The organism is Enterococcus sp. FDAARGOS_375, from assembly GCF_002393265.1.
Classification (GTDB): Bacteria; Bacillota; Bacilli; order Lactobacillales; family Enterococcaceae; genus Enterococcus_D; species Enterococcus_D innesii.
Genome location: NZ_CP023515.1, coordinates 1782292 through 1796823, shown reverse-complemented (window position 1 = coordinate 1796823; position 14532 = coordinate 1782292). Strand labels below are relative to the sequence as shown.

At 42.5% G+C, this 14532-nt stretch carries 12 protein-coding genes; 1 reads left to right on the top strand and 11 read right to left on the bottom strand.

The annotated features are described in order from the left end of the window. Window positions 1-526: 526 nt before the first annotated feature. Window positions 527-916, bottom strand: a complete 390-nt coding sequence (locus CO692_RS09740; RefSeq protein ID WP_096742137.1) for a hypothetical protein — start codon at window positions 914-916, stop codon at window positions 527-529. A 465-nt stretch (window positions 917-1381) separates the two neighbouring features. On the opposite strand from CO692_RS09740, the gene CO692_RS09735 reads away from it, so the two are divergent. After that, window positions 1382-2275 carry a hypothetical protein gene (locus CO692_RS09735; protein ID WP_096742136.1) on the top strand — a complete coding sequence of 298 codons (894 nt, stop codon included), beginning with the start codon at window positions 1382-1384 and terminating at the stop codon, window positions 2273-2275. A 24-nt stretch (window positions 2276-2299) separates the two neighbouring features. Here the strand turns inward: CO692_RS09735 and CO692_RS09730 are convergent, their stop codons facing one another. The 10 genes from CO692_RS09730 to CO692_RS09685 form a co-directional block, all read right to left on the bottom strand. Beyond that, window positions 2300-2557: a hypothetical protein gene (locus CO692_RS09730; RefSeq protein WP_008376271.1), complete on the bottom strand. Its 258-nt coding sequence runs from the start codon at window positions 2555-2557 to the stop codon at window positions 2300-2302. A 258-nt stretch (window positions 2558-2815) separates the two neighbouring features. Beyond that, on the bottom strand, window positions 2816-2980 hold the full coding sequence (locus CO692_RS17920) for a hypothetical protein (protein WP_221887451.1): 165 nt from the start codon (window positions 2978-2980) through the stop codon (window positions 2816-2818). Between the two features lie 34 nt (window positions 2981-3014). Continuing rightward, window positions 3015-3974, bottom strand: coding sequence for a LacI family DNA-binding transcriptional regulator (locus CO692_RS09720; RefSeq protein WP_096742134.1), 960 nt, complete (start codon window positions 3972-3974; stop codon window positions 3015-3017). 13 nt (window positions 3975-3987) lie between these two features. Continuing rightward, on the bottom strand, window positions 3988-7278 hold the full coding sequence (locus tag CO692_RS09715; protein ID WP_096742133.1) for a GH36-type glycosyl hydrolase domain-containing protein: 3291 nt from the start codon (window positions 7276-7278) through the stop codon (window positions 3988-3990). A gap of 15 nt (window positions 7279-7293) precedes the next feature. Beyond that, window positions 7294-9444 carry a glycoside hydrolase family 3 N-terminal domain-containing protein gene (locus CO692_RS09710; protein WP_096742132.1) on the bottom strand — a complete coding sequence of 717 codons (2151 nt, stop codon included), beginning with the start codon at window positions 9442-9444 and terminating at the stop codon, window positions 7294-7296. Window positions 9445-9450: 6 nt separating this feature from the next. Further along, window positions 9451-10230, bottom strand: a complete 780-nt coding sequence (locus CO692_RS09705; RefSeq protein WP_096742131.1) for an endonuclease/exonuclease/phosphatase family protein — start codon at window positions 10228-10230, stop codon at window positions 9451-9453. Then, window positions 10221-11141, bottom strand: coding sequence for an acetylxylan esterase (locus CO692_RS09700; RefSeq protein WP_016609538.1), 921 nt, complete (start codon window positions 11139-11141; stop codon window positions 10221-10223). The genes CO692_RS09705 and CO692_RS09700 overlap by 10 nt, the downstream gene beginning before the upstream one ends. Next, complete coding sequence (locus CO692_RS09695) at window positions 11134-11736, bottom strand: DUF624 domain-containing protein (RefSeq protein ID WP_096742130.1); 603 nt, start codon at window positions 11734-11736, stop codon at window positions 11134-11136. The genes CO692_RS09700 and CO692_RS09695 overlap by 8 nt, the downstream gene beginning before the upstream one ends. A 290-nt stretch (window positions 11737-12026) precedes the next feature. Then, the gene (locus tag CO692_RS09690) at window positions 12027-13628 is read right to left on the bottom strand and encodes a sugar ABC transporter substrate-binding protein (protein ID WP_005227174.1); all 1602 of its coding nucleotides are present in this window, start codon (window positions 13626-13628) and stop codon (window positions 12027-12029) included. 14 nt (window positions 13629-13642) lie between these two features. After that, window positions 13643-14524 carry a carbohydrate ABC transporter permease gene (locus CO692_RS09685; protein WP_005227173.1) on the bottom strand — a complete coding sequence of 294 codons (882 nt, stop codon included), beginning with the start codon at window positions 14522-14524 and terminating at the stop codon, window positions 13643-13645. Between the last annotated feature and the right edge of the window lie 8 nt (window positions 14525-14532).

Genomic DNA, 14532 nt, shown 5'->3' with positions numbered 1-14532 from the left:
AAAAATATTATTTTTTTTATAAATCACTGATTTCGATAAAATAATTAAAGTTATTTTTGAAATAACGCAAAAAAGAGACTGTGACAAAAGCCCATAAAAGAAAGCCGCAAGAAAGGCTCTATAATTTATGGGACTGATGAATCAGAATTGATTCTTCAGCCCCATTTTCGTTTTAGATATTAAAAAACATATCGTTCTCTAATATGATTAAATCAGGACAAAATAAACAAACTAAGAGGACGATAAGTGGTATGAATGATTCTATCAAATATGAATACAAAACAAGGAAAGTAATATTCAAAAAAATCTGAGCTAGAATGAGTTTCATCCTGCTCAGATTTATCTTTTTGCATATTAGCCTCTATTGAAAATAGCTATTATTCTCCAATGACTTGTGCGTATACATCGTTGCAAGATGTTGCCTCTCCATTAGCAAATGATACTGAATAGATGATGCCTCGGCTTCATTTGTTGCAGTAAAGTTTGTTGCTCTTATTGTAATTCCATCAAGTTCCTTTTCCATAATCTAATCTGGTGGAATTGACGTATAATTCGCAATAAATAAATCAATTTTTTCACTTAGATCTGATACTTTTGGAGAATCAATTGATGATGTCGTTTCTGATGAATGAGTTTCATTAAGCAAAGAACTGTAAGAAGTTTCTGTTTCACTTGCTATTAGACTTTGTGAGGTTGACTCTTCGGTTTTGTTATACGAATCTTCAAAGGATGTTTTATGTAGTTTTACATTATTCAAAAAACCATCTATAGCCACAAAGTACTCAATTGATTCTTCATCATCATTCAGGAAAAATGTCATATTGTTTTTATACTTAAAGTTTATTAATTCGGGAAAAATAATTTTTAGCTCATCATCAGACACTTCAATATAAAATCCATTTTCAGACTTTTTCACTGTGTAAGGAAAACCAGGTGAATTATAATCATCATTTCCATAATCGATTATTTTTTTCTTTATCTATTCTAAAAGAAAACTCTCATTCCCCTCGTTAGCAGCACCATACCAATCACCATAGAAGTCTTTAGCTGGATCTACAGATAGAAAATAGCCCCCTACAAATCCAATTATAACCAACAAGATAAACCCTAATATTTTTATACTTTTTTCATAAATACCCTATTATGTTCCTTTTTTAATAATACAGAATAACGAATATTATGCATTGAAAATCAAGTTTGTGCCGCAAAGAACGAAGATTTACTTGCATATTATTGTATTCAATTTTGTTCAATTTTACATCCTTTCCTACATATTACAAAATTGTCAAGATATAAATATAACTTAAAAATGTTTTTATATATTATAGTATGGTATATTAAATTTGTTAGTAAAATAATAATTAAAAAGGAGATTAAAACAATGAAGAAGTTTTTAATTAGTGTAGTGTTTAGTATATCAGTTTTAAGTTTTGGTCAAATAAATGGTTATGCAGATGAGAATGGTTTTGAGATAAATGAAACTAATCAATCATTAATTAATGAGGCAATATCCAATGAAGAGTCCAATAGAGATTATATTGATGGTGTAATTAGAATGTTTGAAGATTCTGATAGTGCTGAAGAGTTCAACGCATCTTTAAATGAGAGTTTAACAGTTTTAAATTCCTATGATGCCGAACAAGATGCATTGTTGGAAGAGTATAAAGCGGACGTTGCCGAATCAGTTGATCCTTTTTATGTTGAACCAAAGTCTAAGATAGGTGCTAGATCATCGGTAACTCCTGCAAATCCAGTTTATGCGGCTGCAATTGCTGCATATAATAAAGGTATATCAATGGTTAAGAAAAAAGGTCACAATCAGACTGCTGCTTATATGAAGCACGCCATTATTTCTGCTGAGAATTACTATTGGAATCCAACATGGAAACCTTCGACATATGTTAATAAAAACGATAGCTGGGCAAAGACTGTAGACGGCGAGGAGTTAATGACCGCTTATTATTCTAGACTTAAAAAAGAAGCATTTTCTACAGGTAAAAAATCTGGTTCTTTCTCAGGAAGTTATACATTTCTAAGCGGCCAACTTCACACAGCATTACGTGGAGTTAGTTACACAGTAACTTATAAGAAACAAGCCAATGGAAATTATTGGACTCAAGTAAAGGTTACGGATATATTTGATTTCAAATGGGAGCTAAATGGTTATGATGGCAACTTCGAGGTGGGATTTGGAAACAATTATTGTTACGCAATGCAAAGAGCAGGATTTATCATTCCTTATAAAATCGAAGTGATCCACGAAGTTTCTAGATAGTATAAAAAGAGATGAGCTTTACGCTTATCTCTTTTTGTTTAAGATATATATAATGGATTTTACTAGTGCACCCAAGAAAAGTATCAGGGCTAATACCTTAAAAACTACACCAAGTTCCCAGTTGATTGATCCTTCTCTTAAAAGCTCCTGTTTTTGGGATTTGCTTAGTCCTTCAACGCTTACAGGAATCCAATTTACACTTAAATAGACACCTATAAGTAGCGAAATCATTGAATATATATATAGGATTCTTATTTTTAAACCTTTTAAAAAGTTAATCATCTTAGCACTCCTTTACAAACTATTATATCAGAAAGCTAGCTTTAAATAATTATCGCTAATATAATTTAATAATTTGTGAGTACTTTTTATAAGAGGTTACTTTTGTCCGACCACTTGGTTATGTTAGCTATTTTAATATTCCTAATTTTATCATAGCCAACCTTATTACCACCAACAAATATTTCTAGTTCATCATGCCCCCTAAATATGGCCAACTATATCAGGAAAGTAATTCCCATCTCGATCATGCGCTTCAATTTAGATAGCTACTGATTTGTTCTTGAGTGTTGCCTGATTTAAAGTTTCGGCGATCTCATTAACATCCATCTGGAACTTTTGAATTGGTTTACTTCTTTCAATAGTTCTTTCTCTATCAATTGCTTTGGTATGTTCTGTAAGATAAAATCCTCCCCATTTCACCATTCCTTTTTCAACTATTTTTCCTTTATTGGATCGATTAAATAAATGATCCACCATCCACAAAAGTGGTATAAATATGCTCATCCGCCACTGGTTCCCCTTGGATCGATTGTACGATTTTCTCAGCTGCCACCATGCCCCATCGATGTTTCGAATAGGAGATCGTCGCTAAGCGCGGCTGCACAAAAGCGCCTAGCTCCGTGTTATCAAACCCGATAATGCGAATTTCTTTCCCGATGCGAAAGTCGGTCTCGCGGACATATTTGTAGACCCCGATCGCCATTTCATCATTGAAGGCAAAGATATCAATGGGAAACTGGGGATCATTTGCTAAGAGCTGTTTTGCTGCGCGATAGCCAGAAGGTTCCGTGAAGTCACCAGGAATCACTTCATAAGGAATACCAAAGCGCGTCAATTCTTTCGTACTAGCGTCTAGCCGCTCCCGACTGTCGTAGCCTTTTTCTGGCCCTGCTAAGAGGAAGACTTTTTGGCTTTGTCCAGCGATCAAGCGATCGATCGCCAGCGCCGCCCCTCCTTTATTGTCTAACAAGACTTGATGGATATTTTCATGAGACAAGACACGGTCTAACACGACGATTTGATGTCCTCGTTGGGCGTATTGCTCGATTTCCTTTGCTGGAAACGTCCAATCCAAAATGATGGCACCGTCCACCATCCGCTCAGGAATAAACAAGTGTGATTTCTTGCCGCTGCAGACGATCATTTCATAGCCGAAAAGTTCCAACCCTTTCTTGATGCCATCTAGCAATTCCCCATAAAAACTTCCGGCATAATCGGCGAGATAAACACCGATGATGTTGGTTTGTCTGCGTTTCAGTGTGCGAGCAGCCATGTTCGGAACATAGTTCAATTCGTTTGCGATCGCTTGAATCCGCGCGCGGGTTTCCTCGGTCACTTTTGGACTGCCATTCAATGCATACGAAACGGTGGATATGGAGACACCCGCTTTTTGGGCAATATCTTTGATTCCTACCATGGCTTCTCCTTTCTTAACGATAAATATCGATCGTATTGGTGTGGTTTTCGTTTAGTTTGGCGCAAAGTGCTGCTTTCTTCAGGACAAACGCACCTTGACGGTAGCGATTTTCCGCAAACTCAGTGGATATTTCTTCCCCGTTGATCAATACTTTCGGCGTACTTGCCGAATGATAGACGATTTCGACTGGCCGATCAAAGAGTCGATATGTCAGAGTCAATCCTGCTAACTCCGCTGGCAAGACAGGATCAAGTTCAACATGATCAACAAAGGTACGAATGCCTAGCACATTGCTGATCAACTGATTCATATAGATCCCTGGACCACTAGAATAGATGCGCCAGCCGCCTTTGACGCCGACTGCTGCCTCCTTAAGTTTACCAAAATTTTCTTGGGCTTCAACCCTTGTTTTGAAATCGCCATCAGAACTGCTGAAATACGCATTTGCTTGACGGATCTCCGCGTTTTCGACCCGTTGAGCGATCTGGATTGGATTGATGACCCCAAGCGCTTGCCAAGTCTCTTCTTCGCGACCTAATTTCGCCATCGCTTCGGTAAAGCGGATGTGGGCGTGAACGTACTGCAAACCGATTTCTCGTCCAAAGTTGGCTGCTTGTTCTGCTCGCTTGAAATTGGTGCTGACACCACCCGCATAAGTCGCTGGACGATTCATCAAACGCACCCCATCTGGAAATTGCAAATGCTCCTTGATGATCGCCACATGATGATCGGCTTGTTCGGGAGATAACAGCTCACCGATCATGCTTTGCTGCATCGGCAGCAAGCGGTATTGGATACCGGTTTTCTTGTCAGTCGGATGGACCATCAGTTCCACGTGCTCGCTATCTTCCATATAGACAAATCCTGGCAAAGTGCCATCAGCTAACATGTATTTTTCAAAGTCGTGTTTGATGCCCGCAGACAGTTCTGTTAAATGTTTGGCATACTCTGGGTCAACCGACTGCAACTGGCTGGCTAATTTTTTTAATACTTCGTAGGTCAAGGCAACGGTCCAGCTGCTGGCCATTTGTTTCTTCAACTTACTGTTATTTGGCTGCAAGGTGTCATCCCAATCGCCATCACCATAACAAGACAGGTACGTTCCTTCCAAGAAGTTCGCTTCGATATACGCCACTTCTTTTTTCAAATGATCAAACAAAGAAGCTTTGGTCTTGGTTTTCAAGAAGGTTGCGCGATCCGTATAAGGCAGTTCTTTTTCCAAAATCGCGAAATCTTTAGTTTTTTCGAGATAGTCACTAACGACTTTCATTGGCCAGACGATCACATCTCCGTGGCTCTCATCGGCTTTTTGTTTCTCATAGCGATCAAACATAAACCATTGTGGCCAGTTGCCGTCATCTGCAAATTGATTTTCAAACAAATGCTCGATGATGGACGCCACCATCTCAGGACGATTAAGTGCTAAGAAATACTCAGTCGGTCCTTGGGAAACGTCTCGAGTCCCCCAAGCAGCACCACCGTACTGTTCAAGACCATGAGGAGACAAGTAATGAACAAGCATATTGTGGGTGTACCAACGTGCCAAGTGATTGAAGGATGTAACGTCCGCCTGCGAATGTTTCAATTCAAACTGATTCAACAAATCATCGACAAAGGCCTTATAGGCAGTGTCTTCTTGCTGGCGATCTAATGTTTCGGAAACAAATGGTTCACCAGTCAGTGTGCCTTGGATCACGAAGGAAACCGTCGCCTGTTCTGCAAAGGTCAATACGGTCGTGCTATCGTCGGCTGCCACATTGAAAATCGTTTCATCGGTCAGTTCGAAAAGTTGAGCCGCATGGAGATAATATGTCAATTCTGGATAAGTTTCCGCAATCGGTGAATCCGCTGTTCCTTTGATGGTGAGCAATTGTTGATCTTGCGAAATGGTAGCAGTCGGTGCAGCTTCATCGATCCCCATCACAAATTGATTAGTGATGGCCCAGGTGTAGGCACGACCTTGTTCACTAGTGATGGTCGTTGCAATCGTGCGTCCATTTGCTTTCGTGAAGGTCGTTACTTGAATGACATCATCCGCTGTTTTGTAGTACCACGTTGCCGAATTCAAGCCCATTTCAAAGGCAGATGGCATCGTTAAAATCCGCCATTGATCGCCGTCTTTCAAACAGATCCGCTGACCGGAACGTTTGAAAAGATTCAATGAGTTGCGGCTATTGCTCAACAATTTGTTCATGTTCGTATTGCCTAATACGATTTGGGAGTTAAACATCCCCGTCATGTAAACGGTCGTGCTCAAAATGGGTTGATCGACGATCAGATCTTGTCCGCTCATCAAAATATGTCCATGGGAGCGTTCCATCTGTCCTTCCTTTTCCTTCAACACGACATGGTGATAGTCAGGGGTAAAAAAGGAATACAGCTGCTTATCAACGCTTTCCACTGCTTCTTGCTGAGGAAATCGCTCGTTGATTTCTTCTGTGGTAAATGTCAGCCCTGTGAGCGGTTGACCAAAGTTTTTTCGTGGCTGCGCCGTTGCTTGCAACGAGTCGAAGGACAAGGCTTGATACGTTTCTTTCAACGTTTCAAGTGCAAACTGCGGTTCATTGACTGCCGTCGCTTGATTGGCTTTGACCGCTGCGTAAAAAACGATTTCCGTAGGCGTCTCACTTACCGTCAACCATTGCGTTTGTAGTGCCGTATAGGCAAATTCGTATTGATACACTTCATTGGCTAACGTTTCTTGGCTAAGTGCAGCTGGTTGATTTGTTTCTTTGTAGCTGCGACCGAAAAATTGATAGCCATCCGTCGAGAAGCCTTTTAAGGCTTGGAAGCTGCCCTGTTCCACCAATGGAAATTGACCATTTTGTGGTTGATTTTGACGCGAAGAAAGCACGATGCGATCCTTATCATGGCTAACATGATGGTCGATATATTGCGAAACATAGGCTTCATTGGATTGAACAGCCCCTTTGGCGGCATTACCAAGATCTTGTCCGTAAACCAGTTCCGCTTCCCCAGAACCACTCAATTGAACCCGCCAGAACCAGCAATCTTGTGCCAATTGGAAATCAACTTGGTAATTGATTGACTGATACGTCCCGGTCCAGGTCAGCTGTTTGTCTGAGTAGACAAAGGCACTGTCGGCATTTGAACCGATCAAGGGAATAAAGGACAATTCCCCCGCCTCACGCAGTCGTAGATAGATTTGATTCAAACTGCCATCTAGCGCATTTCCGTTCAACTGATTGATCATCACACCGTGACTTTGGATCTCATATAAATCACCGTTTGGTAAAAACGTCACGGTCGTATTTGCGTTATTCATCACTATTTTTTTCGTCATAGAAACCTTCCTATCTTACCTAACTAATTGCAGGGTTGTTTGTTGGGTGTCTCGGCTGTTCCCACCAATCATGATGTGGAATTCCCCTGGATCACTGCTTGCTTGTTGGTTGCTGTGAACATAGCGCAGCAGTTCTTCCGTGATCTCAAATTGAACGGTTGCTGATTCGCCAGCCTCTAGCCAAATTTTCTTAAAGCCTTTCAGTTCTTTCACTGGGCGAACCACTTCACCGACTAAATCGCGAATGTAGCATTGGACCGTTTCCCAGACCGCTGCTGTTCCTTGGTTCGTAACCGTGATGGAAGCTGTGACCGTTTGATCTTTGGTCATAGTCGGCTGATCCAACGTCACCGCAGAATATACAACTGGGCTATAACTCAAGCCAAACCCAAATGGATATTTGGCATAATTGGAGACATCCAAATATTTTGAGACATATTTTTCATCCGGTGCACTTTCATAAGGACGACCGGTATTGTCAACGTTGTAATACACAGGAACTTGTCCAACGGTTTCTGGGAATGACATACTCAAGCGACCGCTTGGATTGTATTCTCCCCACAGGATCTGAGCAAGTGCGTTTCCGCCTTCGGTTCCAGGGAACCAAGCCTCGACGATCGCTTTGGCTGCATCCACACCTTGCAAATCAAGAGGACGACCGTTATAGAGAGTTACGATCAATTGCTCGTTGTATTCTTTCAAGGTTTCAACCAAGGACAATTGGGCTTGCGGCAAGCGAATGTCGCTGCGGCTGGCAGCTTCGCCGCTCATCCATTCCTGCTCTCCTAGTGCTAGGACCACTTTATCGGCTGCCTTCACTAATTCGATCGCTTCTTGGATCGCCGCTTCAGACGGTGCAAAATAATCAAAGGGCTCTTGACCAATCAACAGATCCGCACCCAAGGCTTGAGCACCCTCCACTAAGGTCACTACTTCTTCTTGTTTCCCTTGCCAAGACCAAGCCCCTAATAGATCACGGGAGTGAGCACCTGGGCCCACAATCGCCACTTTTTCGGTTTTCTGCAACGGCAGGACACCTTCATTTTTCAACAACACCATTGATTTCTTTGCGATATCACTGGCGATCTCTCGGTGTTCTTGAGACAAAACAGTGGCTGCTTCAGCGGCTTCATCAGCGCCGCGGTATGGATTTTCAAATAGCCCCAGCTCATTTTTTAAGGTCAAGATTCTTAGCACCGCTTCATCGACTAAGGCTTCCTCAACGGTGCCTTCTGCGATCAACTCTTTCAAGTTATCGGTGTAGCAAGTCGTCATCATCTCGATATCGACCCCAGCTTTGATGGCTAGTTCAGCGGCATGTTTTTCATCCTCCGCTGCGCCATGAGCGATCACTTCTTTGATTGCTGCCCAGTCAGAGATCACAACGCCTTCAAACCCGAATTCTTCTCGCAAAACATCGCGGAAAAGCCAGCGATTGGCCGTTGCTGGAATGCCGTCTACCGTATTGAAGGAAGTCATCACCAGTTTGGCACCAGCATCAAGGGCTGCTTTATAGCCTGGCAAATAACTTTCTCGCAGTTGACGTTCTGACATATTGACCGTGTTGTAATCGCGACCACCGATAGCCGCACCGTAAGCCGCAAAATGTTTGACGCACGCAGCCACGCGGTTGAAATCCGTTCGCAGATCATCCCCTTGATAGCCTTTGACAAAGGCTTCAGCGAAGCGACTGTTCAAGTAAGGATCTTCCCCTGTCGATTCCATGACACGGCCCCAACGTGGGTCTCTTACTAAGTCCACCATCGGCGAAAAGGTCACATGCAAGCCAGAAACAGCTGCTTCTTTGGCAGATACTTCCGCCATCTTCTCCGCTGCTGCCAAATCCCACGAACTACCTAATCCTAATGGAATCGGGAAAATCGTCCGAAAGCCGTGAATGATGTCCGCCATCAATATCGTCGGGATATTCAAGCGGTTATTGGCGATATACTCTTTTTGGACGCGGATCGCTTCTTTTGCACCAGAAACACCTAGCGTTGTTCCCGCATTGTTGATGTTTTCTTGTGTCAGTCCTAAGTCGCCCATCGGACCTGTTTTCTCTTCTGCTTTATCTGAATAAAAAGCCGCTGCCAGTTGCAGCAACTGATCGATTTTTTCATCTAAGGTCATTTCTGAAAGTAGTTCGGTTAATTTCTGCTGTTCCATTTTTATTCATCCTTTGCTTTCTTCAAATTGGACTTCTGCTTCTAAAGGGAAATGATCGGAGGGAAAACGACGATCACAAGAATCCGTTAGACAGGCGGTTTTGACCACCGTGAAGCCTTTCGTATAGATATAATCAATTTCTTCTAATTCTTGCCATGGTAACGTATAAATAAAATTTTGATAGGAGCCTTTGGGTCCGTGATGCGGCTTTTGCCCATGTTCTTTGGCATTTTGAAAATGCCGCTCTAAGTACCGATGCACCCGCTCCGTTGGCTCCGCATTCAAGTCGCCCATCAGCAATACAGGATAGCGTTCGATCTGATCTGCCAGCTGCTCAAGGATCACTTTCATCCCTTCAAAACGAGCCATTTCTGAAATATTATCTAAATGAGTCGTGATAGCAAGAAACGGCGGATTCTTTTTTTCCTGCAAGACTGCCCAAACACATAAGCGTGAATACGCAGCTTCTGGATGAATACTTGGTTCAGTCGGTGTCAATGACAACCAAAACGAACCTGAATCTAATAACTCGAAAGCCTCTTTTTGATAATACAGCCCGATGCCTTCGCCTAAGCCATCCCCGTCACGTTCAGCCGTGACGGAAGCATACTGCGCTAACTTTGCTAAATCTGCAAATTGGCTGGGACGAGCTTCTTGGATCGCCAGAACATCCCAGTCGTAGTAATCGATCAAGGAGCAGACCGCCTCCGATCGATAGTGCCATTGCCATTCTTGGTCATAGTCGGTATCGACTCGTAGATTGTAGGTTGCTGCTTTCATCTGCATTCATTTCCTTTGAGTAATTTTGTGATTTGCTGCATCTCACGTCGGATTTGTTTCGCTTCGCCGCCGCCATGCCCTTTATTTAAGTAAATACGCAATTCTTTCGGTCCAGGAATCTTTTTATAGGAAACGAAGAAATCTTCCATGGGACAGATGGGATCAGCACTGCCGACCGATGTATAAACAGGACCAGTTATCTGATGAGCAAAATACTTCAAATCAAAATAACTCATGACTTGATAGATCGTTTCCCGCGTTTCTGGAAATTGTTCGATATACTCTTGAATCACCTGGTAACTTCCTGTTTTTTGTTCGATCCGATGGACAAGATTGGAGTGGCTTGGCACATCGGCAAACGTCGCAAAAATCGGGACGTTCGTTAATGCGTTGACCAATAAGGCGATGCCGCCTCCTTGTGAGCCGCCTCTTAAAATAATGCGCTGTGGATCGATTTCCGGTATCTGTTGAAGGACTTCTAGTGTGCGCAAACTATCTGCGACCAATCGCTTCATATAAAAATCTTCTTTTTTCAAGATGCCACGTCCAAAAGGTGCTTCATGCTGCGTGGTTTCATAGGGAACCTGATCTTGCGTGCGTCCCCCTTGCCCGCGATTGTCGATGACAAGACAGCCGCAGCCGATCAATAACCAATGAGCAAATTGGAACGGTTCTTGCACATGATTCATATAGCCTAAAAAATCAATCACGATTGGACAATCTGCCGCTTGTTCTGGCAGCAGCAGATGCCCATAGATCGTTTCATTACCAAGACTTTGAAAAGAAATCGTAAAACAATCGATCCCTTTCAGCAAAGGCGCTTGTTTGGTTCTTTCAAAGGCTAGCGGAAGGGTGTCAAGTTCTTGTTGGACCGAAGCCCAAAAATAGGATCGATCCGTCGCTGTGGATTCAGTCATTTGTCTCTTCCCCCTTCGCTAATACTTTATTGAAAAACAACACTTGGACAAAGGCTGAGCCTGAGATCCCTAAACAAACAAATAAGAATAGGTTCACTTTGCTGCACAATACAAAGACAAGAATGGGGATCACCAATAAAATGATCGCATTCGCCGTACTGCTAAGAACCGCATACGCCGTTTCTTTTGCTGTTTCTTGCAATGATTGGGCAAACAAGCTGTACAAGAGAACGAACACGACGAGATACAGCGCAGCCAAGCTAACGAGGATCACGGCTAAAACGCCAAAGTAAGGTGTAATCATCATCAAGGAATAGATCAACCCAGCAAAGACTGCGACATACGCAATACCAAGACCTTCTAAGAAGAGCCCACGTTTGAGGTTGCTTAAGAATGCTTGCTTGTATCGCTGCCAAATCGGGACATCCCGTTCCTTGTACAATTGATCGATCGTCTGATACAGCGCGATCAATGCTGGTCCTGCGAGAATCAGCGTCATTGCTGGAATCATAAAGAGAAAACTAACAATGATCATATCTGCTAAAAAAGCAAAGACCCGATAGTACCATCCTTCATAAGAAAATAGTCGATTCATTATGATCCTCCAATCAAAACTTGCTGATTTGTGCTGCGGGTGCTACGTAAACTTGTTTCTTGCCTTCTTGTGATATTGGGTCGTTTCTCAACGTACAGTTTTCTGGGTTGCAGGTTGCACGTCTCACTACGTGAGCCAATCGCAGTGATTCTTTGTACGGTCACTACGCTCCCTGCGGTCGCCTAGTACTTTGAAACATCAGATTTTACGCAAAGTGCGCGCAAATCCTGTGTTTCAAAGCAAAGGAGAGGAAAGGTCTTTTTTTGGCTTCCTTTCCTCTCCTATGGGGGTTATTTTAGTCGTTCGCGGTTTTCGGCCATTTTTTCAGTTTTAATGTCTTTGATTGCATCCCAGTTGTTTGAATCTAAGAAGCTTTCAAAGTCGGTTAGTGTGCTGTCAAATGTTCCTTCATCTTTTGAACGAATCAATGAGATGATCGTGCTGTTGATTTTGGTTTTGATGGCTGTGTTTGAACGTGCTTCAGCAGTTCCAGCATCTGGATCCGTATTTTCGATCACAAAGTGTGGATACAATTTGCCTTCGCCCCACTCTTGCATTTGAGTCAACGCATTTTCGGTTTTGACTTTCAGTGCATTGACACGGTCATTGTTAAAGTAGTTGAAACGGCTGATACCATATTTTTTGTTGTAGCCTTCGTTGTCGGTTTGTTCCATTTCTTTGATTTCTGGCAAGTAATCGATTTTGCCTTCATCGTTGTATTCATACGTCACGCCTTCAACGCCGAATTTTGTCAAAATTTGTCCTGGTTCATCGATCAAGTACGTGAAGAGTTGGGTTACCTTTGCTGGATCCGCCGCATCTTTTGTGATGTAGTTGATCAACCAGCCAGAAATTCCTGTTTGGTTCAAGGTTGCTTCACGACCAGACGTGCTGGCAGGGCCATCGATTGCGATGTAGCGTGTGTCAGAGTTTTTCATGAATTCAGTGAAGTTCCCACCTTGTCCGCTCGTTCCTGCGACTAAGATCGTTGCATAGTCCCCTTGTTTTACTTTTTCATCATAGGTTGGACCGTCATCGGTAAAGCTGTCATCACTGATGTTGCCGTCACGATACACTTGATTGAAGGTTTTCAACCATGAGATATATTCTTCATCTAAATTACGGTCGTAGAACGCACCATCTTCATCTTCTAATGGAACACCTAAGAAATCTTGCAATTTATCTAAGAATGGTCCTGCTGTTTCGCCGATCGTTGTGAAGCCCATTGGTGTCAAATCAGGGAATTTCTCGCTGATTTCTTTCATGACTTTCACATAGTTTTCTGGCGTCGAAACATCTGGTTTGCCTAATGCTTCATAGACATCTTCACGGATCACAAAGTTGTCGTTGACGGGAATATTGCCGCTTTCGTAGTCTGCTGCTGTGTTGGAATAGTTTGGATAGCCATAAGTTTTGCCATCATCTAAAGCAAACCATTTGAAGGTATCTTCGGTCACGACATTCATCAAATACGGATCGTATTGTTCCGCTAAATCGTTCAATGAGTATGCCCAGCTATCAGCTTTTGTGGCTGCTTGGCTGGTTTTATCCATCAACGTCACGATATCAGGCATATCACCACTTGAAATCAAAGCGTTTAATTTCGAATCATCCCCTGAAATAAATTCAATATCAATGTTCAAATCTTTTTTGATTTGGGCTGTCGTCACATCTTCACCAAATGGCAAAGCTGTCCAGTCTGAATTGATGTACCATGTGATCTTGGTTGGTTCTTCTTTGGTATCGAGTTTCCATGCTGGTGTCTTTTCATCTAACTCATACCGATCTTTGATAGAAAAATCCGAACTGCTGGCATTGTCTGAGCTGCCGCCACATGCTGCTAAGCTGAGTAATGCTGATGCTGCCAATAAACCGCCTACTACTTTTTTCATGTCTATCCCTCTTTCTATTCTTTTACTGCACCGGCCATCATACCGCCGATAAAGTGTTTTTGAAGCAATGGATATATAATTAAAATTGGCACTGTCGTGATGACGATCGTAGCCAACTGAACCCCACGGGTCGTTGCTTGGACGATAAAGTCGGTACTACCGCTTTCAGTCATCGTACTCAAGTTGGATTGGACGATGATTTCATAAATCTTCATTTGCAGCGGATAGAGATACTCTTTTGTGATATACAGTTTTGTCGTCATAAAATCATTCCATTGGCCAACCCCGTTGAACAAGATGATGGTTGCCAAGGCCGGTTTCGTTAATGGTAAGAAGATTTTATAGAAGATTTGGAATTCACTTGCACCGTCGATCTTCGCCGATTCTTCGAGTGAAGGCGGAATCTCACGGAAAAAGTTCATTAAAATCACGACATCATAATAGCTGAACAAAGCTGGAATAATGTAGACCCAGAAAGAATCCAGTAATCCTAGCGAGCGAATCAGCAAGTACGTTGGAATCATCCCACCACTGAAGTACATGGTGATGACCCCCATCGTTGTATAAATGTTGCGGCCAACCAAGCGTGATTTACTCAATCCGTAAGCCACGATCGCACAAAACAAGGTATGGGTCGCAGCCCCAAGAACCGTTTTTAACACTGAGATCAAGAAGGCACGAGGGATACTTGCGTCGGAAAAAACTTTCCGATAGTTTTCCCAAGTAAAGCCTTTGGGCCATAACACGAGGCCGTTGCCCGCTAATCCAGAACTAGAAGACACGGAGGAAACCAAGATATTCCAAATCGGTACAATGATCATTAACGAGAATAAAATCAAGATCACGGTATTGAAGAAATAAAACCACGTGTTTTCTTTTGCTTTTCTTTTGATCATGTTTTTTC